The organism is Devosia sp. (genome assembly GCF_024707125.1).
In the GTDB taxonomy this organism is placed as follows: Bacteria; Pseudomonadota; Alphaproteobacteria; order Rhizobiales; family Devosiaceae; genus Devosia.
The window spans coordinates 75986-100384 of record NZ_JANQAH010000008.1; the positions used below are offsets into that span (position 1 = coordinate 75986).

Sequence of the window (24399 nt, forward strand, 5' to 3'; positions counted from 1 at the left end):
CACTTGCGCTCTGCCGCGTGGCCTTCTAAGAGGAGGCCTCAACCGACATACCTCGCACCCCCTTGTAGCGGCTTCTCGCCGCTTCCTTGGCGCGCGACCCGACGAACCAAGCATGGAGACCGACCGTGACCGGCTGGCAGCAATCCCCCGCGACCGCAGTTCTTATTCTGGCTGACGGCACGCGCCTTGAGGGCCATGGCATCGGTGCAGTCGGCCACGCCGCCGGAGAGGTCTGCTTCAACACCGCCATGACCGGCTATCAGGAAGTCCTCACCGACCCATCCTACGCTGGCCAAATCATCACCTTCACGTTCCCCCATATCGGCAATGTCGGCACCAACGACGAAGATATCGAAACGGTGAACATGGCCGCCCTTTCGGGTGTGCGCGGCGTCGTGCTCAAGGCCGACATCACCAATCCGTCGAACTATCGCGCCGCCGAAAAGCTCGACGCCTGGCTCAAGAAGCGCAACATCATCGGCATCGCCGGTATCGACACCCGCGCCCTGACCGCGCTCATCCGTGAAAACGGTATGCCCAACGGCGTCATCGCCCACGAGCCGACCGGCCATTTCGACGAAGGTTCCATCAAGGCCGAACTGACCGCCTTCCCGGGCCTTGAAGGTCTCGACCTCGCCAAGGAAGTCACCACGGCCCAGACCTATCATTGGGACCAGACGAGCTGGCAGTGGAACAAGGGTTACGGCAAGGTCGAAAACCCGGACTTCCACGTCGTCGCCATCGACTACGGCGCCAAGCGCAATATCCTGCGCTGCCTTTCCGATCAGGGCGCCAAGGTCACGGTCGTGCCCGCCACCGCCTCGGCGGCCGACGTTCTCGCGCATAACCCCGACGCCATCTTCCTCTCCAACGGCCCTGGCGATCCGGCCGCGACCGGCAAATATGCCGTCCCGACGATCCAGAAGCTGATGGAAACCGGCAAGCCCATGTTCGGCATCTGCCTTGGCCACCAGCTCCTCGGCCTCGCCCTAGGCGGCACCACCAGCAAGATGCATCAGGGCCACCATGGCGCCAATCATCCGGTGAAGGACTTGACCACGGGCAAGGTGGAAATCACCTCGATGAACCATGGTTTCGCCGTGGACGCCGAAAACCTGCCCGCCGGCGTCACCCAGACCCATATCTCGCTCTTTGACGGCTCCAACGCCGGCCTCGCCGTGGACGGCAAGCCGATCTTCTCGGTGCAGTACCACCCCGAAGCCAGCCCCGGACCGCAGGACAGCCACTACCTCTTCACGCGCTTCCTCAATCTGGTGCGCAAGGAAAAGGGCATTGCCGAATGGCCCGAGCACAAGGCGCCTGCGGCATAAATGAACCGCAACGAGATCGTTGAAGGCCTGAAGGGCGGCGCCGTCGTGGCGCTGTCCTCTGCCTCTTTCGCAGTGCTCTTCGGCGCCGTCGCCGTCGACAACGGCCTCAACCTTCCCGAAGTGGCGCTGATGTCCGCCACCGTCTATGCCGGCGCCAGCCAACTCGTCGGCATCGAGCTCTTTGGCCAGCACGTCGCCGCCTGGCTAGTCGTGCTCTCCATCTTCGCGGTTAATTTCCGCCACGTCCTCTATTCGGCAGCGCTCACCCGCTACCTCACACATTTCTCGCTGGGCCAGAAGCTCCTCGCCTTCTTCGTGCTCATCGATCCCCAATTTGCCGAAACGGTGCGCCGCGCCGAAAGCGGCAAGACCATCACGCTCGAATGGTATCTCGCCTTCGCCGCAACCATCTACGTGCCCTGGCTGACCTTCAGCATTGTCGGCGCCGCCTTTGGCGCGATGATCGGCGATCCGCGCGTCTGGGCCATCGACGTGCTGCTACCGCTCTATTTCCTCGGCATCGTCGTCGGCTTCCGCCGCAAGCCCAACTTCTACCCGGTAGTACTCGCCAGCTTCATCGGCTCGATCCTGGGCTACCAGCTTGTCGGCTCGCCCTGGCATGTCAGCATCGGTGCCGCCTTTGGCGTCCTCGTCGCCGCACTGCTGCCCCTGTCGCCTCCGCCCGGCACAAAGACCGCGAAGGCCGGCCACTCATGAACTTTGCGCTCGATCCTGCAACCGCCTGGCTGATCATCGCTGCGGCCGCCGCCACCTATCTGACGCGCATCGGCGGCTACGTGCTCATCACCCGCATGAGCAGCATTCCGCCGCGCCTCGAAGCCGCGCTCAATGCCGTCCCAGCCGCCGTGCTGACCACCCTCTGCGCCCCCGCCTTCTTCAATGGCGGCCTCGACATAAAGATCGCCATGCTGGTGGCGCTGGTCGTGAGCCTGAAATATCCCGGCCTGATCATGCTGGCCGCCGGCTGGGCCACCGCCATGCTCTGCCGCCACGCCTTCGGGCTTTAGGCCCTTCGCTCGGACCGGCTGGTGGTGACGACCACATTGGGCAAGGCGCAAACCTCAAATCCCTTGTCCCGCGCCAGGATGCAGAAAGCCTCCGCATCGAGGTGATACTTGTAGGGTTCGGCCGCGAAGCGCGCGCCAGCCTCAATGACCGGCTTAGTCACGAGCAGCAAATCCGCCCCCGTAGAGGTCAGCGGCGCGATATTGAGGTAGCGGAAGAACCGCAACGAAAACGGATCACGCGACGCGATGGGCGGAACCACGCCATGCCGTTTGACCGCCCGATAGAGCCGCTTGAACACGTCCACATGGTAGAGGAAGCTGCTCTCATTGCGCTCGCTGCCGTCGTCGCCATGCACATTGACGCCAACAACGGGCCGCTGCGCCGCAACCATCAACCGGAACGCGTCCGCCGGGATCGCCGTCAGCCGGCCATCGGCAACGACCACCGCGTCATGCCCCTGCCCCGCAGCCAGCATCTGATTATGCCGTTCGGCCTCGCCAGCCTCGGCTCGATGCACCTCGACGCTAAAACCAAACGCGGCAAGTTTTCCTGAAATCTCCTGCGCGCCGCCCGTGGCAAAGAGACCAACGGCCAGCCTGTCCTTGGGATAGTCGACCCCCGCCAGCGCAGCAGCAAAGCGCCCGCCATCGCCCTCAGTCAAATCCACCGCAAGATAGAGCCGCGGCAATTCATCCGGCAGCACAAAATCCTGCACATCATAGTCGAGCGTCGGCCGCGCAAACGTCGTCCGGGCAATCTCGCCCGCTGTTTGCTTGCGCCAGGCCCACTGCACCTGGTTGGGAATCTTCCAGAATGCCGGTCCCTTGTAGGGAATGGGCATGAACCACGAATTGCGCCACAGATGCGAAACCAGCGTCGGCTGGTTCTGCCCGACCACCCGGAACTGCTTGGCCAGCAGATCGCAGTAAGAGTCGGGCGTCGGGTATTTCCGCCCATCTCCAGCCAGCGGCGACCAATAGCTCGGCGGCAGCGCGTCCGGCCGCTCTTCCCGCGGAATTGTCAGCGCCACGCCATTGACGAAACGCGGCCCGGTTGCGTCCACCACGTCATTGCACATGCAGCGCGCCATGGCCTCCATGCACCGCTGCCAGAACACATGCCCAGGCACAGAGCCCATAAAGGCATTGCACAGCGACATCGGCAGGCCGCGATAGCTCTCGTTGTCCTCAACATGCTTCACCGGCTCGGCACCGACAAAACACTCTGTCCGCCCGATCAGTTCATCGATCTTGCGCTTGGGCAGCACGTCGAGATCAGCGTAGACGCCGCCGATCTTATGGAGCACGAAAAACCGAAAGGTATCGGCGCGGTAGATGCCCGACGGATAGAGATCAAACGTCGCCAGATGCTCCGGATAGTGCTCTTCCACCAGCGCTCGGATATCCGCATCGTCCCAAAGCCGCAGCTCCCAATCAGGATGGCTCTTTTCCCATTCGCTCCAAACCTGCTGGGCGAACTTCGTCAGCGTCTTCGTCTTCCAGGTGAAGTGAAGAATTTTGGGAATAGTCATGAAAGGCTCGGGCACATTGCAGTGCCCTCGCTTCTAGTGGCCTTCCCGGCAAAAACCTAGATGCTGCCTGAGAAGGTATCGCAGTCGTTCGGGTTACCCGACTCATATCCCCGCTCGAACCAGGTCTGGCGCTGCGCCGAAGTGCCATGATTGAACGTCTTGGGCACCGCATAGCCCTGCATGCGCTTTTGCAGCGTATCGTCGCCGATCTGCTCTGCCGCGTTCAACGCCTCTTCGATATCGCCGGAATCGAGCAGGTTCTGCTGCCCCGCATAATTGGCCCAAACGCCCGCATAGCAATCCGCCTGCAATTCCACCCGCACGGAATAGGCATTGGCCTGTTCCTGACTCATGCTCTGGCGGCGGCGGTTGAACTCCGGCAGCACGCCGGTGAGGTTCTGCACATGGTGCCCCACCTCATGCGCCAGCACATAGGCCTGAGCAAAATCACCCGGTGCACCGAACTTGCGATGCAGTTCGTCATAAAAACTCAGGTCGATATAGACCTTTGAATCGACCGGGCAATAGAACGGCCCGGTGCGCGCATCAGCGACGCCGCAGCCCGAATTCGTCTGGCCGCTGAACAACACGACTGGCGGTTCAGGATAGTCCTCACCCGCAGTCGCAAAAACCTCCGTCCAGAGATCCTCGGTCTCCTTGACCACCACGCCGACGAAATCAACGAGTTCGTCCTGACCTTCGGTCGGCAATTGCCGCGAGGTCGCGCTCGAAGTCGTGGTGCCTGCGTCTTCGGTGAGCGAGTCGATCGGGTTCTGCCCCGTCACCATCCAGATGATGCCCAGCACCACGATAATGCCGATGACACCGCCGATGCCGCCCCGCGACCCGCCACCCATTGGAATGCGAATGCCGCCGCTCCGTCCGAGCGAAGGCCCGCCTATGCCTCCGAGACCCCCCGTCTCTCCGCGGCGATCCTCGATATTGCTACTGCGTTCCCGACCACGCCACTTCATGACGGCACTCCTGCTTCACGTCTTTGGTAGCAACAAGCCGCAACAATTGGAACGGGTTGCACGAAGCTCGAAAAAGGCGACTGTCATCGAACTGTCATAAATTGACCACTCGGTAAAAACTTCATAGCGTCTCCCCGCCGCCGTCATGCCATCGTCACCGAACGCGGGCATGTCGAGGCCGCTTCCCGGGAGAGGAAGCGCCTGAGAAGCCGGACCAGCCGGCCAAGCGGGAATTTCGGCCCCAGGCTCACATGGCATTTCACTTGGAGATCATCAGATGAATTTTCTTCCAAAGATTTCGCGCCGTAGCTTTCTCGCCGGCTCTGCTAGTTTAGGAGCAATGGCAGCGATGCACCCCTTCGCCGTCCAGGCGCAAGCGAACCAGGCGCATCTGCGCATTCTCGAAACCACAGACCTGCATGTCGCGGTCCTGGCCTATGACTACTATGGCGACGCCCCCAACAACACGATGGGTCTCGCCCGCACCGCCACCCTCATCGAAGGCATTCGCGCCGAAGCGGGCAATTCCCTTCTGGTGGACAATGGCGACCTCATCCAGGGCAACCCCATGGGCGACTATTATGCCTATGAGAAGGGCCTGAACCAGGGCGACGTCCATCCCATCGTCGCGGCTATGAACACGCTCGGCTATGAGGCTGCCACCCTCGGCAATCACGAATTCAACTATGGCCTCGAATACCTCGACCGTGCGCTCGAAGGCGCAAAGTTCCCCTTCGTGTCGGCGAACCTCGTGCGTGGCGAGCTCGGTGCCGACGCCCTCTCCGACGAGACCTACATCGCCCCCTATATCATCGTCGAAAAGGAACTGACCGACGGCGCCGGCACGTCCCGGACTGTAAAGGTCGGCCTCATCGGTTTCCTCCCGCCCCAGATCCTGACCTGGGACGCCACCCACCTGACGGGCAAGGTTACGGTTCGCGACATCGTCGAAACCGCCGAAGCCTATGTGCCGAAGATGCGTGAAGAAGGCGCCGACATCATCGTCGCTCTCTCCCATTCAGGCATCGCCGCCGACCAGGGCGCAGGCGCTGAAAACGCCTCCCTCCAGCTCGCGGCCGTCGAAGGAATCGACGTCGTCCTGACCGGCCACCACCACCTGGTTTTCCCCGGCCCGGACTATGAAGGTATCGAAGGCGTCGACATCGCTGCCGGCACGCTCAACGGCAAGCCAGCCGTCATGCCCGGCTTCTGGGGCAGCCATATGGGCCTCATCGACCTGCTGCTGGAGCAGGACGCCGAAGGCAAGTGGACCATCGTCTCCCACACCTCGGAAGCCCGCCCGATCTTCGAACGCGTCGAAGGCAAGGTGCAGCCTCTGGTCGAAGACAATGCCGGCGTCGTTGCAGCGGCCCAGGCAGACCACGAGGAAACACTCGACTATATCCGTCGTCCGGTCGGCGAAACCTCGGCCCCGCTCCATTCCTACTTCGCTCTCGTCGCCGACGATCCCTCCGTCCAGATCGTGAGCCAGGCCCAGACCTGGTACATCCAGCAGATGATGAAGGGCACCGAAAACGAGAGCCTGCCGATCCTCTCGGCTGCCGCGCCCTTCAAGTCCGGCGGCCGCGGCGGCCCGGACTACTATACCGACGTCCCGGTTGGCCCCGTCGCCATCAAGAACGTCGCTGACCTCTACCTCTATCCCAACACCATCCAGGCCGTGGTCATCACCGGCGCCGATGTGAAGAACTGGCTCGAACGCTCGGCCGGCATTTTCAATCAGGTCGAGGCCGGTGCCAAGGATGCTGATCTCATCAACCCCGACTTCCCGTCCTACAATTTCGACGTGATCGATGGCGTCACCTACAAGATCGACCTGACCCAGCCTTCCAAATACTCTTCGGATGGCAAGGAAGAGCCAAACCCCGAAGCCAACCGCATCGTCGACCTCGCCTATGACGGCAAGCCGATCGATCCGGCCCAGAAATTCGTGGTCGCCACCAACAACTATCGCGCTGGCGGCGGCGGCACCTTCCCGAACATCAATTCGGACGTGATCGTCTTCAAGGGTCCCGATACCAACCGCGACATCATCGTGCGCTTCATCATCGAAAACGGCACCATCAACCCCAAGGCCGACAGCAACTGGTCGCTGGCTCCAATCGCCGACACCACCGTGCTCTTCGCCACCGGCCCCAAGGCCGCCGAACACCTGGAAGACGTCACCGCCGTCAAGATCGAAGCAACAGGCGAAACCAACGCCGACGGTTTTGGTCTGTACCGCATCACGCTCTGATCGACAGGGTAGCAATCAACGAGGGGAGCCGCTAAGGCTCCCCTTATTCGTTCGGGGAGTCAGAAATGCTACGGATCATCACCATCCTCGCCCTTCTGCTGCTCACCCTCCCCGCCCGTGCCGAAGTCCCCCTCACCGGCTACTTCACCGCCACCAAAACCTGCCCGGCGCTCCAATCCATCAGCCGCGAAACCAATCCCGGCGATATCACCACCCGCCCTGGCACCGCCTACGACCTCGTCGCCGGCAACAAGGATCGCCCGACCCACCTCTGGATCGTAATCCCCGGCGCCGAACCCGACCGCCGCTGGGTTTCCGTCGATTGCGGCACCCGCTCCACCGATGCCGAAGGCCGCGTCGACGAACCGACACCTCCCGCGCCACCACCCACTTATCGCGGCACTCAATACATACTCGCCGTAAACTGGCAGCCCGCCTTTTGCGAACTCAGCCCCCGCAAGACCGAGTGCCGCAACCAGCGCGCCACGAGCTTTGAAGCCACCAATTTCACGCTGCACGGCCTCTGGCCCCAACCGCGCAGCAACGAATACTGCAATGTCCCGCCCGGCGAACGCTACTCCAGCGAAGACGGCCGCTGGCGCGATCTCCCCATCCTCGACCTGCCCCTGGCCATCCGCCGCGACCTCGACGAAGTCATGCCCGGCAGCCAGTCCGGCCTCGACCGCCACGAATGGACCAAGCACGGCACCTGCTACAGCACCGACGCGCGCCAATACTACGCCGACGCCCTCGACCTCATGCTGGCCCTCAACACCTCGGAGGTCGCCGAACTCTTCGCCAGCAACGTAGGCAAGCGCCTCACCCTCACCCAGATCCGCTCCGCCTTCGACAGCGCCTTCGGCCCCGGCGCCGGCGAACGTGTCCGCATGACCTGCGAACAGGACGGCAATCGCACCATCATCACGGAACTCACAATCGGCCTCACCGGCAAGATCGACGGTCCTGACTCCCTGCCAAGCCTCATCGCCGCCGCCAGCCCAACGGACGGCGGCTGCCGTTCCGGCCAGGTCGATGCCGTGGGGCTGCGCTGAGGCCGGTATGCTGAGATTCGAGCCTTTGGACCAAACCAACGTTAGTGCCATCCTGAACTGCGATGGCGGCAACGGCTGGAAGAACGATCCCGCCGTATGGACAGCAATACTCCGCCAACACACAGCCGGAGAGCGCCTCGTCCTGATTGCCATGGAGGAGAACCAAGCGGCCGCCTATGGCAGCCTCCTATGGCAGTCGGGCTACCCTGCCTTTACTTCGCAACACATCCCGGAGCTGCACGACCTGGTGACGGCCAAAGCCCATCGCCATCGCGGTATTGCCACCACACTCATTGCGCAACTCGAGGCACATGCCCGTGCCGCGGGCCACAGGCAAATCAGTCTCGGTGTCGGCCTCTACGCCGACTATGGGCCAGCCCAGCGTCTCTACAGCGCCAATGGTTACGTGCTGGACGGTCGCGGCGCGACCTATCGGAACGAATACGTTACGCCCGGCGCGCCCATCCGCATGGATGATGACTTGATTCTATGGATGACCAAGACTCTGGCCTGATTAGCCGGCCGCCTCATCCAGCCGCTCCCGCAGCGCCACCAGTTCGCGCCGCATGGCTTCCGTCGCCTCAAAGGACTGCCCTGCCCCCTCGATAACGGCCAGCGGAATGGACAGCGCTTTATCTTTTAGCGCCCGCCCTTCCGTCGTCAGGCGAATGCGCACCTGGCGCTCGTCCTCTTCGTCTCGATGCCGGCCCACCAGACCTCGAGCCTCTAAACGCTTGATGAGAGGCGTAATTGTTCCCGAGTCGAGGAACAATCTCTCCCCCAGCGCCTTTACCGTGATGTCGTCCTTTTCCCAGAGCACGAGGAAAGCGAGATATTGCGGATAGGTCAGATCCAGCGCGTCCAGCCGCGGCTTATAAAAGCGCGTGAAAGCGTGCCCCGCCGAGTAAACGGCAAAGCACAGCATCTGGTCGATCGTCGGCATCCGCTTTTCGCTCATCGCCACTCCTTTCAGCACACAAAATCTATCACACAAATTTCTATTGAACACAATTGAATTGTGCACTATTGAATGGCCGTCACGAAATTTCATCCCTCCAAAGGAAATCGTCGCAATGTCCATCAAAGCCGCAGTCTACACCGCCCATGCCCACACCACTGGCGGCCGCACCGGCACCAGCAAGACCAGTGACGGCCGTCTGGCCGTAACGCTGGATACGCCCAAGGCCATGGGTGGCAATGACGGCCCAGGCACCAATCCCGAGCAGCTCTTCGCCGTCGGCTATTCCGCTTGCTTCCTCGGCGCGCTGAAGGCCGTCGCCCGTGGTGAAAAGGTGAAGATCCCGGACGAAACCAGCGTCGATGCTGCAGTCTCCTTCGGCGAAAACGCCAAAGGCCCCGGCTTCGCCATCGCCGTCGAACTGCAGGTTGCGATCCCCGGCCTCGACCACGCCCAGGCCGAAGACCTGGTCCACAAGGCCCATCAGATCTGCCCCTATTCCAACGCGACCCGCGGCAATGTCGACGTCACCCTGACCGTCGCCAGAGACCTGGCCGACGCCTGAAACAAGAAGGGCGCCCCTTGAGGCGCCCTTTTCTCATTCTGCCGGCACCGCGTCCGGGGTCCAGCGATTGTCTCGCCGCTCGAGCCAGACGGACACCAGGAACAGCGCCAGCCCGACAACGGCCATCACGGCGCCAACCGGCCCCGTCGAGGCCCAGCCCAGACCCGCCGCAATCGCCATGCCGCCAAACAGCGCACCCAGCGCATTGGCGATATTGAATGCCGCATGGTTGAGCGTCGCCGCCAGCGTCTGCCCGTCGGCCGCCACGTCCATCAACCGCGTCTGCAACGCCGTTCCGATGGCGACCGTAAAGCCAACACCCAAGACACTCAGCGCTGCCGTCGGCCAGGTCAGCGCCAGCCACGGCACCGCAGCAAGGCTGACGATATTGAACGCCAGCATGCCGCCAATGGTCTTCATCAGCGCCCGATCGGCCATATAGGCGCCGAGCACATTGCCCAGCGTCATGCCCACGCCGAACAGCGCCAGCACCACCGGCACCCAGATCGTCGGAATCCCGGTCACTTCGGTAAGAAGCGGCACAATATAGGTGAAAACCGAGAACATGCCGCCGCAACCGGTCGCCGCAATGCCCAGCGTCAGCCAAACCTGCGGCCGCTTCAGCGCCCCCAGCTCACGCAGCGGGCTCGCGCCCTCCGCCACCTGAATGGCCGGCACGAAGCGCATGACCATCAGCACGGCGAGCGCACCAATGCCGCCCACGGCAAAGAATGTCGGCCTCCAGCCGAGCCCCTGCCCCAGCCACGTCGCCAGCGGCATGCCGATCAGCGTCGCCAGCGTCAGCCCCAGCATCACCCTGCCCACGGCCCGGGCGCGATAGCCAACATCCACCATCGAGGCAGCAATCAGCGCCGCGATCCCAAAGTAGGCGCCATGCGGCAGCCCAGAGACAAAGCGCAGCAGCACCAGCGACCAATAGTCTGGCGCCAAGGCACTCCCAACATTGCCCAAGGCAAACAGTGCCATCAACGCCAGCAGCAGCGGTTTGCGCGGTACGCGCGCGAACAGCACCGCAATCAGCGGCGCACCCACGACCACACCAAAGGCATAGGCGGAAATAACATGCCCGGCCTCAGGCTCGGTTACGCCGAGATCACCCGCCAGATTGGGCAAGAGGCCCATAATGGCAAACTCACCCGTTCCGATGCCGAAGGAGCCGATAGCCATGGCGAAGATCGCCAGTTTCGTTGCAAGGCCGGTGAGGCCCTGAATGGGTGCAACGCCGTTCGTCATGGCAAAGCTCCAAGAGTATATGGGCCTGATGCAAAAGCAGCAGGCCGACCAAAATCACTTATTTTTCAAAGGCCGGGAGGGAGGGCCCATCGACAAGCTAGCCGTACCCTCGGGTTCGCGACAACCTGCAATTCTTGCAACCCTGCCCCACGCGAAATCTTGAGGATTTCGATTCACTCGCCAGCAAGGCGCGCAACCTAGAGTGCGCCTGACCCGCTCGGAGCCTCCATGCCCGTCCCCGCCCTTGCCATCACGAATCTCGCCAAGAGCTTCGATCGCCCCGTGGTCCACGGGCTCGATCTCACCGTCGCCGCCGGCGAGTTCTACGCCCTCCTCGGCCCCAATGGCGCGGGCAAGACCACGATCCTCCGCATGGTCGCGGGCCTCCTCGCCCCCGATGCCGGCACTATCGAGATTTTTGGCACCGATGTCCGCAAAGACCCGGTCGCCGCCAAGCGCCTCCTCGCCTGGGTTTCAGACGAACCCATGGTCTACGACCGCCTGACCCCGCTAGAATATCTCGATTTCGTCGCCGGCCTCTGGCAGGTCGATCCCATCCAGGCCCGCGACACGGCCAACGACCTGCTGGACCTCCTGGGCCTGAAACCCCACGCCAACGAACTCTGCGGTGGTTTCTCCAAAGGCATGCTGCAAAAGGTCGCCCTTGCCGGCGCCCTGATCCACGATCCCCGCCTCATCATCCTCGATGAACCCCTCACCGGCCTCGACGCCGGCTCCGCCCGCCAGGTGAAAGACGTCCTCCTCGAAAAGGTGCGCCAGGGCGTCACCATCATCATGACCACCCACATTCTCGAAGTGGCGGAACGTATGGCCCAGCGCATCGGCGTCATCGCCGGCGGACGCCTGGTCGCCGAAGGCACCCTCACCGAACTGCGCGCCCGCACCGGCCGCGAATCGACCCTTGAGGAAATCTTCCTCGAACTCGTCGAACCCGGCCCCGCCGCCACATGATGGCCGCTCCGGGCTCACTCCTCTGGTTCGCACGCCACGAATTGCGCCTCGCCTGGCGCGATTGGCTTGCCATGATGACGGGCGGCCAGCGTGTCCGGCTCTTCGGCTTTCTTTTCGGCGGCCTCGCCGTCTATGCGCTTCTTCACCTCATCGCGGCGGTCATCATCGCCCCCGCGGCCGCCAACGGCATAGCGCCCGACAAACCTACCCTCGCCATGGTGACGGGCATTGGCCTCCTGTTCTTTTCCGTCATGCTCTCGCAGGCTTTGGAAGCGATCACCCGCGTCTACTACACGCGCTCCGATCTCGACCTGATCCTCTCGTCCCCCGCCTCGACCCGCACCCTTTTCGCCGTCCGCACCGGCGCCGTCGCCCTCTCGACAGCCCTCCTCAGCGCCCTCCTCGCCAGCCCCATCATCAACATGCTCGCGCTCTTTGCTGGTCCCCACTGGCTCTGGGCCTATCTCGTGCTCCCCGCCTTTTCCGCACTGGCCGTCGCCATCGCCATGGCCCTCACCATGGGGCTTTTCCGCCTCGTCGGCCCCAAGCGCACACGCCTCATCGCCCAGATCCTTGCCGCCATTGTCGGCGCCGGTTTCGTCATCGGCATCCAGGCGGTAGCGATCTTGTCCTTCGACACTTATTCGCGCTTCGCCCTCTTCAGCTCGCCCGATCTGATCGCCACCCTCCCCGCCGCCGATCACTGGCTCTGGCTCCCCGCCCGCGCCGTCATGGGAGACGCCATCTCGGCCGTTCCCGTCATCGCAACCTTCCTCGGCGCCCTCGCCCTCGCCATGCTGTTCTTTTCCCCCAGCTATGGCCGCCTCGCGGTCGCAGCCGCAAGCGTCGGCCAATCGAACCGCCATCGCGCCAAAACCGGAACCCACTTCACCGGACGCAGCCAGGCTCAGGCACTGCGGCACAAGGAATGGCGCCTGCTGCAACGCGACCCGTGGCTCCTGTCGCAAACGCTGATGCAGATGCTCTATCTGCTGCCGCCGGCCCTGCTGCTCTGGGTCAACTACGGCGAAGGCGCTGGAGCCTTCATCGTCATCGTGCCGGTGCTCGTCATGGCGGCAGGCCAACTGGCCGGCGGCCTCGCCTGGCTGGCTCTTTCAGGCGAAGATGCCTACGACCTCGTCGCCACAGCCCCCATTCCTGCTGCCAGCATCCTCCGCGCCAAGGTCGAAGCCGTTCTCGTCGTCGTCGCAGCGGTTCTCGCCCCGCTCCTCGCGCTGCTGGCGCTCAATAGCTGGGCCATGGCTGTTGCCACCGGCATTTGTGCCATTCTATCTGCCGCCTCGGCCACAGCCATTCAGGTCTGGTTCCGCATTCCCATGCGCCGCGCCATGTTCCGCCGCCGCCAGGTCGCCTCCCGCGCCGCCACCATTTCCGAGGCCTTCGCCTCCATCACCTGGGCCGGCACCGGCGCTCTTCTTTCTGTTGGCTCCTGGGTCGCGGGCCTGACTGCCATCATCGCTTTGGTCGTGCTAGGGATCGCCCGTTCCCTCTCGCCGCACCGAAGCTGACACATGTCTGATCTCATCTACCGCGACGCCCGCCCCGAAGACATTCCCACCATTCTTACGCTCTGCCACGCTGGCGACGCCCGTGGTGCCGACACGCCGCCCCTCGATATCGCCAGCCTCACCGATCCGCGCTATCGCGCCGCCTTTGACGAAATTTCGGCCGATCCCAATCACCGGCTCATCGTCGTCGAACGGCACAACGAGATCGTCGGAACCCTCCAGATCAGCTTCCTGCCCGGCCTGCCACGCTTCGGCATGCGCCGCAGCATCCTCGAAAACGTCCACATCCGCGCCGATCAGCGCGGCAACGGCCTTGGGTCGCAAATGGTGGAATGGGCGGTCGAGCGCTGCCGCGAAGCCGGCTGCGGCATCGTCCAGTTGACATCAAACAAGGTCCGCCTCGACGCCCACCGCTTCTACCGCAAGCTCGGTTTCGAACAGACCCATGAAGGTTTCAAGCTGCTGCTCTAGAACAGGACCACCAGCCCCATAAACGCCAGCAGCAGCATGATGCCGATCCCGATCAGCATCACGACAAAGACGATCTTGGCGAGCCCCGCCGCACCCGCGGCGACACCGGTAAAGCCCATGGCGCCGGCCACGAGGGCAATGACGATGAGAATGAGCAATAGCTGGAACATGACGCTTCTCGCAAAATTACGATGCGAGAAGAACGCCACGCCCCATGCAGAGTTCCGGGCAGAACTTAGGGCTTGAGCCCCGCCGGCACCGGCGGCGCGGTCCGCAGCACGGTGATCTTCACGCGCTCATTGGCCGCCATATAGGGGTCGTTCGGAAAGAACGGTTCATCCGAAGCTCGCCCCGCCACCGACTTGATGCGATCGTCGGTCACCCCGAATTCGCCCAGCGTCGAGCGCACCACATTGGCGCGATCCGCGGAAAGCTCCCAGGCGCCATAGCGCGGGTTTTCATAGCGCCCGCCAGCTGCCGTGTGGCCCGAAATAGTCATCTGCGAATTGAGCTGCTGCAAGAACGGCGCCATGGCAGCAATGGCGGCACGGGTCGGCTCGAGCGGATATTTCGAGCCCTCGGGGAACATGCGCTTGCCCTGCTGGTCGACGATCTGGATATCGAGACCCTCTTCGGTTTCCTCGACGATCAGATTGTCCATGAAGGGCGTCAGCTCCGGCATCGACTGCCAGGCCTGGCGAATACTCGCCGCAGCCGAGTGAAATTCCTGCGCATCGACCGCCTTGAGGTTGAACTCGGAATCGCTCGAGGCTTCCTGCTCGCTGCCATTGTCGCGAGCATCGCCGCCAACGGAAAGATCGGCTTCGCCGGTCACCGCTTCTGCCGCGGCCGCCGGCTCCTGTGCCGTAATGTCAGCCGCAGAGCCCGACATGCTCGAACCAGCATTGTCCATGGCCTGTCCGCCCATGACACCGCCCGCGCCACTATCCGACAAGCTCACCGAAGGCGGCGAGAAATAGTCGGCGAGCCCCTGCTTCTGCTCGGCCGTCGTCATGTTGATCAGCCACATCAGGAGGAAGAAGGCCATCATGGCCGTCACGAAGTCGGCGTAAGCGATCTTCCACGCGCCGCCGTGGTGGGCGTGCCCACCCTTCTTGACCTTCTTGATGATGATCGGCTGTTCGAAATTCGCCATGACGTGCCCCCTGGCAGCGTTTGGGCCGCGCAATCCGTGGGGAGATCGCGCGGCCCGCTAGAAGTAGAAAACTTAGGTGGCAGACGGCAGAGCTGCGGTGGCTTCTTCGACTTCGTTGAAGGTCGGACGCACGTCGCTCATCAGCGCCTTGCGGGCGAACTCGACAGCCATCACCGGCGGCTGGCCGCTGATGTGAGCCAGAAGGCCAACCTTCATCGAGAGGAAATACTTGGATTCGGCTTCAAAGATGCCGCGCAGCGACTGGGCCATCGGGCCGAAGAAGCCGTAAGCGACGAACACGCCGAAGAAGGTACCCACGAGAGCACCACCGATGAGGTGGCCCAGAACTTCCGGTGGCTCGGTGATCGCGCCCATGGTCTTGATAACGCCGAGCACGGCGGCCACGATGCCCAGAGCCGGCGTACCGTCGGCCAGTGCCTGCATGGCGCCGACGAGCTGTTCCTGCTCCTGGTGGTGGGTTTCGAGTTCCTCGTCCATCAGCGCTTCCATCTCATGGGCATTGTTGGTGCCCATGGTGACCATGCGGAGATAGTCGCAGAGGAATTCCACCGCGTGGTGGTTCTTGGCGAAAGTCGGGAAGCGATTGAAGAGTTCGGATTCGTGCGGGTTTTCGATATGAGCTTCGATGGCCAACACGCCCTTGGCCTGGATCAGCTTGTAGAGGCTGAACTGCAGGCCGAGCAGTTCCACGTAAGCGGCCTTGTTGTAGCGCGGACCTTTGAACAGCGTGGCGAAGATGCCCACCGTCGATTTCAGCACGCGGCCGCTATTGCCGATGATGTAGGCGCCGATGGCGGCACCCAGAATGATGACGAATTCAAATGGCTGCCAGAGAACTTCGACGTGCCCGCCCATGGCGGCATAACCGCCGAGCACACAGGCGAAAACGAAGATAATACCAATAATGAGACGCATCGAACCCGACCTGACGCAATACTAAAACAAAAGCAGGGGGAGCAGACCCAACCTGTCTTCTCCAGCGCCCTCATAATGCCGGGTTCAGACTTAACGGCGGGTATATTTTGCCGCCTGACTTGTACTTGCGGCGATTTGGCTCAAAATCGCGCCCGGCCGCCCTGAAGGGCCCCTCGGAGGACTGTCCTATGCTGCGCTACGCCGCGCCCGCCCTGCTCGCACTGGCCCTTTTCACCCCTGCAACGGCCAGCGAAGAAGAGGTTTACGCCAATATTGAAGCCATTCACGGCGACGCCGACGGTTTCTTCGAAATCTTCGCCGGCGTTCAGGACGCCACCATGTTCAATCCGGTCGATATCACCGGCTACTCCATCTATCCGCTGACCATCAACGCCAATGGCGAGACCTACGACATCCTCGAAGAGCAGGATTTCATCGACAATTTCGACAGCCTGATCCTGCCCGAAACCCTTGAAGCCATCGGCTCGCAGGACGTCGACGACCTCATCGTCACCAGCGAAGGGGTCGGCCTCGCCAACGGCGCCATGTGGATCACCAACGTCTGCCTCGACGACGCCTGCAACGAGACCCAGTGGGGTATTCTGTCGATCAACAACTGATCGAGTATCTCGGAGCTCTCCCTTCCATCGCCATTGCCGGGCTCGTCCCGGCAATCCACCTCTCGACAACCATTGCCCCAGCCCCACTACCCAGCTAGTGCTGGCGCATGAGTGCCAGTTTTCCCATCTATCTCGTCTCGACCCCCGGCCTTGAAGCCCCGCTTTGCGCCGAAGCCCTCGAACAGGGTTTTGCAGGCGCCACCGTCGTCGATGGCGGAGTCGCCTTTGCCGGCACCTGGGCCGACATCTGGCGCGCCAACCTGGTCCTGCGCGGCGCCACGCGCATCCTCGCCCGCATCGGCGAATTCCGCGCCATGCATCTGGCACAGCTCGATAAACGCTCGCGCAAAATCCCCTGGGGCGATTTCCTCGACAAGTCGATCCCTGTCCGCGTCGAAGCCAGTTGCAAGCGCTCCCGCATCTATCACGCGGGCGCCGCTGCCCAACGCGTCGCCACTGCCATCTCGGAAGAATTCGGCGCTCCCATCACTGAAGACGCCGCCCTCCGCATAATGGTGCGCATCGAGGACGACCTCGTCACCCTCAGCATCGACACCACGGGCGAGTCGCTCCACAAGCGCGGCTTCAAGGAAGCGGTCAGCAAGGCGCCGATGCGCGAAACCATGGCCGCCATGTTCCTCCGCCAATGCGGTTACACCGGCACTGAACCCGTTCTCGACCCCATGTGCGGCTCCGGCACCTTCGTCATCGAAGCCGCCGAAATCGCCCTCGGCCTGCCTCCCGGCCGCGAACGCAGCTTCAGCTTCGAAAGCCTCCCCTCCTTCGACGCCAAAGCCTGGCAATCCCTGCGCAGCGCCATCACGCCCAAGACCACAGACCTAAGATTCCACGGCTCCGACAAGGACCCCGGCGCCATCCGCATGGCCGGCGAAAATGCCGCCCGCTCCGGCGCCTCCGCCCTCACCCAGTTCGACCAAAAATCCATCGAAGACCTCGAGCCTCCTCCGGGCCCACCCGGCCTCGTGATCCTCAACCCACCCTACGGCACTCGCATCGGCGACAAGGCTCCCCTCGTCACCCTCCACCGCACCCTCGGCACGGTTCTGAAAACCCGCTTCAAAGGCTGGCGCGTCGGCATCATCACCGCTGACAAGAACCTCGCAGGCGCCACGGGCCTAAAGTTCGAATCCGCCCTTCCCCCCGTCCTCCACGGTGGCATCCGCGTCGGGCTCTATCGCGCCCAACTCTGACCCCTAAAAACAAAAAGCCCCGGCCGAAGCCGGGGCAAATTTGAGCAGATCCGCTTAGGAAGCGGGCGGCGTTGGCGCCGGAGCTGCCGGCGTGGTGGTCGTGTCTGCCGGTGCATCAGCCGGCGGCGGAGCATCGCCACCGCAGGCTGCAAGGGCCAGGGCCGTAAAGGCCGCGAGGGCGGCAAGGCGCAAATTCTTCATCTCAACCTCTTTGCTTTAAGCCGATCGCTTGAGCGATCACGCCGATGTGAGGCGAGCAAGAAGGCACCCTTTAGGCCGCACTGAGGCCATTTCTGGGCTGAGTTCGTAACCCGAACTACAACCAACCCTTCCGCTTGAAATAGAGGAAAGGCACAGCCGCCGAGAGCACCATCAGCCCCAGCGCAAAGGGATAGCCAAAATTCCAGTGCAGCTCCGGCATGAAGTCGTAGTTCATCCCATAGATCGAGGCGACGAGCGTCGGCGGCAGGAACACCACAGCGGCCACAGAGAATATCTTGATGATCTGGTTCTGCTCGAGATTGATCGCGCCCAGCGTCGCATCGAGCAGGAAACCAAGACGCGCCGACAGCGCCCGCGCATGCTCGCCCAGCGAGGTCGCGTCACGCTGGATCAACCGCACCAGGTGCTTGCTTTCCTTGTTGTCGCTCGTGTCTTCCGTCGCCGCGTAATAGGCAACGAGCCGCGAGACGCTGACGAGGCTTTCTTGAATCATCGTCAGCAGTTCTGCCTTTAACCCGATCAACGAAATGACGTTTTCGAGGTCATGCGTCTTGGTGCTGGCCTTGGTTTTTGCCTGCGCCGTCTTGAACACACTGCGCGACAGGGCGTCCGTTTCATTGCCGAGCCGCTCCAGCGCATCAGCCGTCCGGTCGATCATCGCTTCGATCAGCCCAAGCATGACCTCCTCGCCCGAGCAGTGCGGCGAGCCATTCGGCTTCTGCGCCCGGTTCGTATAGGCAAGGAAGGGTTTGGGCTCGGCATAACGCACCGTAACGAGCGTATTGCCCTTGAGGATAAAGGTGATCGGCGTCTTGATCGGCGCTTCGGTGTCGAGATTGGCAAGTCCGGTCAGCGTCATGAAAGTGGCGCCCGCCTCGGTGTAAAGCCGGGCAGATAGCTCGATCTCTTCCATTTCCGCGCGGCTCGGCACGTCGACGCCAAGCAAGCCCTCAACCCGGGCAACGTCGGCATCATTGGGGGAAATGAGATCAAGCCAGATCGGCAGTCCGGTGCTCTTTTCAGCATCGAAGGGCACAAGCTTGTCTTCAGTACGCGTGTAAATGCGCAGCATGGCAGCTCCATTGGGTAGGCTATCGCGGCCCACCGGAGCTGACCTCAGTCAGATCGTCAGGCCGTCAAACAGGGTCGAATTCGACTTCGACTGTCGGGGTTCATGATCTTTCTCTTTGAACGGTGAAAACACACGTCACGTCTTGCTCCATGCGCCTGTCGGCCAATCCTGTCAACGGCTTCGGCGCGTCGTGCAACATGCCATTCGAATATCGCATTCCTTGCATAGGAAACGGCGCATCTCTTCAGGGAATTCCCATGCGCATAGCGTTCGTCGTCCTTTCCGCCTTGCTTGTCGCCTCCACGACTGTCGAGGCGCAGCCAGTTCCTGCCCCCTCCGTTGAGGCAAAACTCTGCCGATCCCAACTGGAGCTTCTGGTCTCAGGGGGCAAGTTGACCAAGGAGGAAACTGCGCGTTTCGAAAGCCAATGCGCTTGCCTCGAGCGATCGGACTCGGCCAGCTCCACCGCAGAATGCGCCGCACCCGCCGGAGAAAACTGATGCGTGGTCTCGCACTCACCGCCGCACTACTCTTGGCCTCTCCAGCCGATGCGGAAGAACTTTCCGCATGGCAGCAGCAGAAATGCGCGCTTTACACCGACGCCTGGGCCCGCGCACTTGATGGCATTGGCTCTGAGGACATCAACTACAACTTCCTCGCGACCAACGAGAATTTCATCGCATCAGGTTGCACGGAGCAGATCGCTATCTGTCCGCGATCCAATCAGGAGCGGGACATAGCTGACCTCATCACCCTGGTGATGATGAACGAAGGCGCTGCCAGCACCTTCCTGCCGTTTCGCTGCCCGGCCGAGCAGGCCGCCCAAGAGTAGGGAGGGGATGGCCACTGTTATGCGCCGCGCCCCCCTTCCCTTTGCGCGACTCTTCGGTTAGACAGCCCACCTAACCACCATGTTCGGTCTTTTTCCCCCGTGCCGCAGCGCTCAGTTGCAGCGCGGGTTTCGCGCGGACAGGTGTGTCCGGGCGATTCCCTCCTCGCCCGCTGTCCAGATTGTTAGAACAGAGCGAGCCCCGAATGCCAAAACGTACCGACATCAAATCGATCCTGATCATCGGCGCGGGCCCCATCATCATCGGGCAGGCTTGCGAGTTCGACTATTCCGGCACCCAGGCCTGTAAGGCGCTGAAGGAAGAGGGCTACCGGATCATTCTGGTGAACTCCAATCCGGCAACGATCATGACCGACCCGGATCTCGCCGACGCCACCTATATGGAGCCCATCACCCCCGAAGTGGTGGCAAAGATCATCGAGAAGGAACGCCCCGATGCGCTCCTCCCCACCATGGGCGGTCAGACGGCTCTGAACTGCGCCCTGTCCCTGCGCAAAATGGGCGTGCTCGACAAATTCAACGTCGAGATGATCGGCGCGACCGCCGAAGCCATCGACAAGGCCGAAGACCGCGAACTCTTCCGCGACGCCATGAAGAAGATCGGGCTCGACACCCCGCGCTCCATGCTCGCTCACAACACCATCGAAGCTCTGCAGGCGCTTGAGGTCATTGGCCTCCCCTGCATCATCCGCCCCAGCTTCACCCTCGGCGGCACCGGCGGCGGCATTGCCTACAATCGCGAAGAATATCTCGCCATCGTCGAAAGCGGTGTCGACGCCTCCCCCACCAACGAAGTCCTTGTCGAAGAATCCGTTCTCGGCTGGAAGGAATACGAGATGGAGGTTGTCCGCGATAAGAAGGACAACTGCATCATCATCTGCTCGATCGAAAACATCGATCCCATGGGCGTGCACACCGGCGACTCCATCACTGTCGCCCCGGCCCTGACCCTGACCGACAAGGAATATCAGATCATGCGCGACGCCTCGCTGGCGGTCCTGCGCGAGATCGGCGTCGAAACCGGCGGCTCCAACGTCCAGTTCGGCATCAACCCCAAGGACGGCCGCATGGTCGTCATCGAAATGAACCCGCGTGTGTCGCGCTCCTCGGCGCTGGCCTCCAAGGCCACCGGCTTCCCGATTGCCAAGGTCGCCGCGCGCCTCGCCGTCGGCTACACGCTCGATGAACTCGAAAACGACATCACCGGCGGCGCCACCCCGGCCTCCTTCGAGCCGACCATCGACTATGTCGTCACCAAGATCCCGCGCTTTGCCTTCGAAAAGTTCCCCGGCGCCGACAACCGCCTGACCACCTCCATGAAGTCGGTCGGCGAAGCCATGGCTATCGGTCGCACCTTCCAGGAATCGCTGCAAAAGGCCCTTCGCTCGCTCGAAACCGGTCTCACCGGCCTCAACGAGATCGGCATTCCCGGCCTCGGCGAGGGCGAAGACAAGAACGCCATCAAGGCCGCCCTCGGCACCCCGACGCCGAACCGTCTTCTCCACGTCGCCGAAGCCATGCGTCTAGGCGTCTCCAACGAAGACATTTTCGAAGCCTGCAAGATCGACCCCTGGTTCCTCGAGCAGATGCGCGGCATCGTCGACATGGAAGCCAAGGTCAAGCAGTTCGGCCTCCCCCAGGAAGCCGCCTCGCTGCGCCAGCTGAAATCCATGGGCTTCTCCGACGCCCGTCTGGCCCAGCTCGCCGGCCTCAAGACCTCTGACGTCCGCAAGCTGCGCCACAGCCTCGAAGTGCGCCCCGCCTACAAGCGCATCGACACCTCCGCGGCCGAATTCGCTTCGCCCACCGCCTACATGTACTCGACCTACGAAGCCCCCTTCGCAGGCAAGGTCGATGACGAAGCACGCCCCTCCGATCGCAAGAAGGTCGTCATCCTCGGCGGCGGCCCCAACCGTATCGGCCAGGGCATCGAGTTCGACTATTGCTGCTGCCATGCAGCCTTCGCGCTGGCCGATGCCGGCTACGAAACCATCATGGTCAACTGCAATCCGGAAACCGTTTCGACCGATTACGACACTTCCGATCGCCTCTATTTCGAGCCGCTGACCGAAGAAGACGTGATCGAAATCCTGCTGACCGAAAAGCAGAACGGCACCCTTCACGGCGTCATCGTGCAGTTCGGCGGCCAGACCCCGCTCAACCTCGCCGAAGCCGTGCAGAAGGCCGGCGTGCCGATCCTCGGCACCCAGCCCGACGCCATCGATCTCGCCGAAGACCGCGACCTGTTCATGAAGCTCCTCAACAAGCTGGAGCTGACTCAGCCCAAGAACGGAATCGCCTATAGCCTTGAACAGGCTCGTCTTGTTGCCGAGCGCCTGGGCTATCCGCTGGTCATCCGCCCGTCCTACGTGCTCGGCGGCCGCGCCATGGCCATCGTCCACTCGGCGGCCGAATTCGAGCGCTATGTTCAGGACACCCTGACCGGCCTCGTTCCGCCCGATATTCTGCAGCGCTACCCGAACGACAAGACCGGCCAGATCAATTCGGTCCTCTCCGACAACCCGCTGCTGTTCGACGCCTACCTCTCCGGCGCCATCGAAATCGACGTCGACGCCCTTTGCGATGGCAAGGATGTCTTCGTGGCCGGCATCATGGAGCACATCGAAGAAGCCGGCATTCACTCCGGCGATAGCGCCTGCTCCCTGCCCCCGCGCAGCCTGCCGCCCGAGGTTATCGCTGAACTCAAGCGCCAGACCACCGAGCTCGCCTTTGCGCTCAAGGTCGGCGGCCTGATGAACGTGCAGTTCGCCTATAAGGACGACACGATCTACCTCATCGAAGTGAACCCGCGCGCCTCGCGCACGGTACCCTTCGTAGCCAAGGTCATCGGCGAACCCATCGCCAAGATCGCCTCGCGCGTCATGGCCGGCGAAAGCCTTGCCAGCTTCAATCTCACCGAGAAGAAGCTCAAGCATATCGCGGTCAAGGAAGCCGTCTTCCCGTTCAACCGCTTCCCCGGCGTCGACACGGTTCTCGGCCCTGAAATGAAGTCGACCGGTGAAGTCATCGGCCTCGACCTCGATTTCGCCATCGCCTTCGCCAAGTCCCAGATGGGCGCCGGCCAGAAGGTCCCGACCTCCGGCAAGGCCTTCATCTCGGTCCGCGACGATGACAAGCAGTACATCGTCGACATGGCTCGCCATCTCGTCGAAGCCGGCTTCGAAATCCTCGCCACTGGCGGCACCCAGCGCTACCTCGTTGATAACAACGTCCCCGCGACCAAGATCAACAAGGTGCTCGAAGGCCGCCCGCATATCGTCGACTCGATGAAGAACGGCGGCGTGCAACTGGTGATCAACACCACGGACGGCCTCAAGTCGATCTCCGACAGCCGCGACATCCGCCGCACCGCGCTTCTGGCGAAAATCCCCTACTACACGACCATCGACGGCGCCCTCGCCGCCGTGGAAGGCATAGTCGCCCTCCGCCAGGGCGGCCTCCAGGTCCGTGCCCTGCAGGAATATTTCGTGGCCTGAGCGGACACGTCACTTCGACTGACCTGAAAAATCCCCGCGAAAGCGGGGATTTTGCTTTCTACTCGACGACTTCCCAGCTTTGCGCTAACCAAAGCGCACCATGAAGTTGGCAGACCGAAGCAGCTCCATAGCGTTCCTGCGCGCCTGACACGCGCCGAGGGAACGCCTTCAAACCGGCCTCACACGCCGGCGTTCGATGCTGCGCGCCCGCCGGTTTCCCAAACAGTCTGCAACACTCGCGCCCCAACCGGGGCTGCACCTTCATGGATCAATCATGTCCAACTATTTCGAAAGCCCGTTCCTCGGCATTCCGCTCGACCGTCAGGTCACGAACCCAAACATCGTGGTCGGTCGATACAGCTATTATTCCGGCTATTATCACGGCCACAGCTTTGATGACTGCGCCCGTTACCTGATGACGACACCCGGCGTCGATCGCCTCCGCGTCGGCGCCTTCTGCTCCATCGGTTCCGGCGCCGCCTTCATCATGGCTGGCAATCAGGGCCACCGAAACGACTGGGTCAGCACTTTCCCCTTCGCCTTCGTCCCCGAAGCGCCTGAATTTGCCGGCGCCAACAACGCCTTTCAGCCCGCCGGTGACACGGTCATCGGCAACGATGTCTGGATCGGCTCGGAAGCCATCATCATGCCGGGGATCACCGTCGGCCACGGCGCCGTCATCGGTACCCGCGCCTTGGTGACCAAGGACGTCGAGCCCTACACCATCGTCGGCGGCAATCCGGCAAAGCCCATCCGCAAGCGTTTTGCGGATGAGGACATCGCCCTGCTGCTTGAAATGGCTTGGTGGGATTGGCCAGTCGAAAAACTCTCGGCCGCCATGCCGCTCCTCACCTCGGCCGACATAAAAGGCCTCCACGCCTTCTGGCAAAAAGGCTGAAACGCGAAACGCCC

General features: G+C 62.5%; 24 protein-coding genes. 15 read left to right on the plus strand and 9 right to left on the minus strand.

The genetic code is table 11. The annotated features are described in order from the left end of the window. Positions 1 to 125 precede the first annotated feature (125 nt). Genes carA through NVV77_RS09420 form a run of 3 tightly spaced genes read left to right on the plus strand, consistent with a single transcriptional unit; the run spans position 126 to position 2359 of the window. Positions 126 to 1331, plus strand: a complete 1206-nt coding sequence (carA, locus tag NVV77_RS09410; RefSeq protein WP_295412428.1) for a glutamine-hydrolyzing carbamoyl-phosphate synthase small subunit — start codon at positions 126 to 128, stop codon at positions 1329 to 1331. Continuing rightward, on the plus strand, positions 1332 to 2048 hold the full coding sequence (locus tag NVV77_RS09415; protein WP_295412430.1) for an AzlC family ABC transporter permease: 717 nt from the start codon (positions 1332 to 1334) through the stop codon (positions 2046 to 2048). It abuts the gene before it with no gap. Next, the gene (locus NVV77_RS09420; RefSeq protein ID WP_295412431.1) at positions 2045 to 2359 is read left to right on the plus strand and encodes an AzlD family protein; all 315 of its coding nucleotides are present in this window, start codon (positions 2045 to 2047) and stop codon (positions 2357 to 2359) included. Before NVV77_RS09415 ends, NVV77_RS09420 begins: the two co-directional genes overlap by 4 nt. On the opposite strand, the gene NVV77_RS09425 is transcribed toward NVV77_RS09420, so the two are convergent. After that, positions 2356 to 3891 carry a glycosyltransferase family 32 protein gene (locus NVV77_RS09425; protein WP_295412432.1) on the minus strand — a complete coding sequence of 512 codons (1536 nt, stop codon included), beginning with the start codon at positions 3889 to 3891 and terminating at the stop codon, positions 2356 to 2358. The two genes, NVV77_RS09420 and NVV77_RS09425, sit on opposite strands and share 4 nt — an antisense overlap. A gap of 56 nt (positions 3892 to 3947) precedes the next feature. After that, positions 3948 to 4865 carry a neutral zinc metallopeptidase gene (locus NVV77_RS09430; RefSeq protein WP_295412433.1) on the minus strand — a complete coding sequence of 306 codons (918 nt, stop codon included), beginning with the start codon at positions 4863 to 4865 and terminating at the stop codon, positions 3948 to 3950. A 277-nt stretch (positions 4866 to 5142) separates the two neighbouring features. Between NVV77_RS09430 and NVV77_RS09435 the strand changes: the two genes are divergently transcribed. The 3 genes from NVV77_RS09435 (at position 5143) to NVV77_RS09445 (ending at position 8688) form a co-directional block, all read left to right on the plus strand. Further along, positions 5143 to 7122: a bifunctional 2',3'-cyclic-nucleotide 2'-phosphodiesterase/3'-nucleotidase gene (locus tag NVV77_RS09435; protein WP_295412434.1), complete on the plus strand. Its 1980-nt coding sequence runs from the start codon at positions 5143 to 5145 to the stop codon at positions 7120 to 7122. Between the two features lie 65 nt (positions 7123 to 7187). Further along, positions 7188 to 8174 (plus strand): ribonuclease, encoded by a 987-nt coding sequence (locus tag NVV77_RS09440; protein WP_295412436.1) that lies wholly within the window; start codon positions 7188 to 7190, stop codon positions 8172 to 8174. Between the two features lie 7 nt (positions 8175 to 8181). Beyond that, positions 8182 to 8688, plus strand: a complete 507-nt coding sequence (locus tag NVV77_RS09445; RefSeq protein ID WP_295412438.1) for a GNAT family N-acetyltransferase — start codon at positions 8182 to 8184, stop codon at positions 8686 to 8688. Here NVV77_RS09445 and NVV77_RS09450 read toward each other — a convergent pair whose 3' ends face one another. Further along, a complete protein-coding gene (locus NVV77_RS09450) occupies positions 8689 to 9132 on the minus strand; it encodes a MarR family winged helix-turn-helix transcriptional regulator (RefSeq protein WP_295412439.1) in 444 nt (147 codons plus the stop codon). 115 nt (positions 9133 to 9247) lie between these two features. On the opposite strand from NVV77_RS09450, the gene NVV77_RS09455 reads away from it, so the two are divergent. Further along, positions 9248 to 9697: an organic hydroperoxide resistance protein gene (locus tag NVV77_RS09455; RefSeq protein WP_295412441.1), complete on the plus strand. Its 450-nt coding sequence runs from the start codon at positions 9248 to 9250 to the stop codon at positions 9695 to 9697. A 33-nt stretch (positions 9698 to 9730) separates the two neighbouring features. On the opposite strand, the gene NVV77_RS09460 is transcribed toward NVV77_RS09455, so the two are convergent. Next, positions 9731 to 10885, minus strand: a complete 1155-nt coding sequence (locus NVV77_RS09460) for an MFS transporter (protein WP_295412604.1) — start codon at positions 10883 to 10885, stop codon at positions 9731 to 9733. A 294-nt stretch (positions 10886 to 11179) separates the two neighbouring features. Between NVV77_RS09460 and NVV77_RS09465 the strand changes: the two genes are divergently transcribed. The 3 genes from NVV77_RS09465 to NVV77_RS09475 are packed head-to-tail and all read left to right on the plus strand — an operon-like array spanning position 11180 to position 13923. Further along, positions 11180 to 11923: an ABC transporter ATP-binding protein gene (locus NVV77_RS09465; protein WP_295412442.1), complete on the plus strand. Its 744-nt coding sequence runs from the start codon at positions 11180 to 11182 to the stop codon at positions 11921 to 11923. Then, entirely contained in the window at positions 11920 to 13452 is a 1533-nt protein-coding gene (locus NVV77_RS09470) for a permease (RefSeq protein WP_295412444.1), read from the plus strand. Before NVV77_RS09465 ends, NVV77_RS09470 begins: the two co-directional genes overlap by 4 nt. A gap of 3 nt (positions 13453 to 13455) precedes the next feature. Further along, positions 13456 to 13923 (plus strand): GNAT family N-acetyltransferase, encoded by a 468-nt coding sequence (locus NVV77_RS09475; protein ID WP_295412446.1) that lies wholly within the window; start codon positions 13456 to 13458, stop codon positions 13921 to 13923. Here the strand turns inward: NVV77_RS09475 and NVV77_RS09480 are convergent. From NVV77_RS09480 to motA, 3 genes are all read right to left on the minus strand, one after another. After that, on the minus strand, positions 13920 to 14093 hold the full coding sequence (locus tag NVV77_RS09480; RefSeq protein WP_295412447.1) for a DUF1328 family protein: 174 nt from the start codon (positions 14091 to 14093) through the stop codon (positions 13920 to 13922). The genes NVV77_RS09475 and NVV77_RS09480 overlap by 4 nt on opposite strands. Before the next feature lie 65 nt (positions 14094 to 14158). Next, positions 14159 to 15079 (minus strand): flagellar motor protein MotB, encoded by a 921-nt coding sequence (locus NVV77_RS09485; RefSeq protein WP_295412449.1) that lies wholly within the window; start codon positions 15077 to 15079, stop codon positions 14159 to 14161. Positions 15080 to 15151: 72 nt separating this feature from the next. Further along, entirely contained in the window at positions 15152 to 16015 is an 864-nt protein-coding gene (motA, locus tag NVV77_RS09490; protein WP_295412451.1) for a flagellar motor stator protein MotA, read from the minus strand. A 188-nt stretch (positions 16016 to 16203) separates the two neighbouring features. Between motA and NVV77_RS09495 the strand changes: the two genes are divergently transcribed. Further along, complete coding sequence (locus tag NVV77_RS09495) at positions 16204 to 16635, plus strand: hypothetical protein (RefSeq protein WP_295412453.1); 432 nt, start codon at positions 16204 to 16206, stop codon at positions 16633 to 16635. Positions 16636 to 16742: 107 nt separating this feature from the next. After that, on the plus strand, positions 16743 to 17846 hold the full coding sequence (locus tag NVV77_RS09500) for a class I SAM-dependent RNA methyltransferase (protein ID WP_295412454.1): 1104 nt from the start codon (positions 16743 to 16745) through the stop codon (positions 17844 to 17846). Between the two features lie 54 nt (positions 17847 to 17900). Here the strand turns inward: NVV77_RS09500 and NVV77_RS09505 are convergent, their stop codons facing one another. Together NVV77_RS09505 and NVV77_RS09510 are read right to left on the minus strand one after the other, a co-directional pair. Continuing rightward, on the minus strand, positions 17901 to 18047 hold the full coding sequence (locus NVV77_RS09505; protein ID WP_295412455.1) for a hypothetical protein: 147 nt from the start codon (positions 18045 to 18047) through the stop codon (positions 17901 to 17903). 115 nt (positions 18048 to 18162) lie between these two features. Beyond that, a complete protein-coding gene (locus tag NVV77_RS09510; protein WP_295412457.1) occupies positions 18163 to 19140 on the minus strand; it encodes a magnesium transporter CorA family protein in 978 nt (325 codons plus the stop codon). 499 nt (positions 19141 to 19639) lie between these two features. On the opposite strand from NVV77_RS09510, the gene NVV77_RS09515 reads away from it, so the two are divergent. The 3 genes from NVV77_RS09515 to catB all read left to right on the plus strand — a co-directional run bounded on the left by NVV77_RS09515 (position 19640) and on the right by catB (position 24385). After that, positions 19640 to 19972: a hypothetical protein gene (locus NVV77_RS09515; protein ID WP_295412459.1), complete on the plus strand. Its 333-nt coding sequence runs from the start codon at positions 19640 to 19642 to the stop codon at positions 19970 to 19972. A gap of 203 nt (positions 19973 to 20175) precedes the next feature. Beyond that, on the plus strand, positions 20176 to 23487 hold the full coding sequence (carB, locus tag NVV77_RS09520) for a carbamoyl-phosphate synthase large subunit (RefSeq protein WP_295412461.1): 3312 nt from the start codon (positions 20176 to 20178) through the stop codon (positions 23485 to 23487). Between the two features lie 274 nt (positions 23488 to 23761). Next, positions 23762 to 24385 (plus strand): type B chloramphenicol O-acetyltransferase, encoded by a 624-nt coding sequence (gene catB / locus NVV77_RS09525; RefSeq protein ID WP_295412463.1) that lies wholly within the window; start codon positions 23762 to 23764, stop codon positions 24383 to 24385. The last annotated feature ends 14 nt before the right edge of the window (positions 24386 to 24399 follow it).

Coding starts and splice junctions, on each gene's coding strand:
- NVV77_RS09415 (WP_295412430.1), top strand. CDS start 1,332: ATGAACCGCAACGAGATCGTTGAAGGCCTGAAGGGCGGCGCCGTCGTG.
- NVV77_RS09420 (WP_295412431.1), top strand. CDS start 2,045: ATGAACTTTGCGCTCGATCCTGCAACCGCCTGGCTGATCATCGCTGCG.
- NVV77_RS09425 (WP_295412432.1), bottom strand. CDS start 3,891: ATGACTATTCCCAAAATTCTTCACTTCACCTGGAAGACGAAGACGCTG.
- NVV77_RS09430 (WP_295412433.1), bottom strand. CDS start 4,865: ATGAAGTGGCGTGGTCGGGAACGCAGTAGCAATATCGAGGATCGCCGC.
- NVV77_RS09435 (WP_295412434.1), top strand. CDS start 5,143: ATGAATTTTCTTCCAAAGATTTCGCGCCGTAGCTTTCTCGCCGGCTCT.
- NVV77_RS09440 (WP_295412436.1), top strand. CDS start 7,188: ATGCTACGGATCATCACCATCCTCGCCCTTCTGCTGCTCACCCTCCCC.
- NVV77_RS09445 (WP_295412438.1), top strand. CDS start 8,182: ATGCTGAGATTCGAGCCTTTGGACCAAACCAACGTTAGTGCCATCCTG.
- NVV77_RS09450 (WP_295412439.1), bottom strand. CDS start 9,132: ATGAGCGAAAAGCGGATGCCGACGATCGACCAGATGCTGTGCTTTGCC.
- NVV77_RS09455 (WP_295412441.1), top strand. CDS start 9,248: ATGTCCATCAAAGCCGCAGTCTACACCGCCCATGCCCACACCACTGGC.
- NVV77_RS09460 (WP_295412604.1), bottom strand. CDS start 10,885: ATGGCTATCGGCTCCTTCGGCATCGGAACGGGTGAGTTTGCCATTATG.
- NVV77_RS09465 (WP_295412442.1), top strand. CDS start 11,180: ATGCCCGTCCCCGCCCTTGCCATCACGAATCTCGCCAAGAGCTTCGAT.
- NVV77_RS09470 (WP_295412444.1), top strand. CDS start 11,920: ATGATGGCCGCTCCGGGCTCACTCCTCTGGTTCGCACGCCACGAATTG.
- NVV77_RS09475 (WP_295412446.1), top strand. CDS start 13,456: ATGTCTGATCTCATCTACCGCGACGCCCGCCCCGAAGACATTCCCACC.
- NVV77_RS09480 (WP_295412447.1), bottom strand. CDS start 14,093: ATGTTCCAGCTATTGCTCATTCTCATCGTCATTGCCCTCGTGGCCGGC.
- NVV77_RS09485 (WP_295412449.1), bottom strand. CDS start 15,079: ATGGCGAATTTCGAACAGCCGATCATCATCAAGAAGGTCAAGAAGGGT.
- motA (WP_295412451.1), bottom strand. CDS start 16,015: ATGCGTCTCATTATTGGTATTATCTTCGTTTTCGCCTGTGTGCTCGGC.
- NVV77_RS09495 (WP_295412453.1), top strand. CDS start 16,204: ATGCTGCGCTACGCCGCGCCCGCCCTGCTCGCACTGGCCCTTTTCACC.
- NVV77_RS09500 (WP_295412454.1), top strand. CDS start 16,743: ATGAGTGCCAGTTTTCCCATCTATCTCGTCTCGACCCCCGGCCTTGAA.
- NVV77_RS09505 (WP_295412455.1), bottom strand. CDS start 18,047: ATGAAGAATTTGCGCCTTGCCGCCCTCGCGGCCTTTACGGCCCTGGCC.
- NVV77_RS09510 (WP_295412457.1), bottom strand. CDS start 19,140: ATGCTGCGCATTTACACGCGTACTGAAGACAAGCTTGTGCCCTTCGAT.
- NVV77_RS09515 (WP_295412459.1), top strand. CDS start 19,640: ATGCGTGGTCTCGCACTCACCGCCGCACTACTCTTGGCCTCTCCAGCC.
- carB (WP_295412461.1), top strand. CDS start 20,176: ATGCCAAAACGTACCGACATCAAATCGATCCTGATCATCGGCGCGGGC.
- catB (WP_295412463.1), top strand. CDS start 23,762: ATGTCCAACTATTTCGAAAGCCCGTTCCTCGGCATTCCGCTCGACCGT.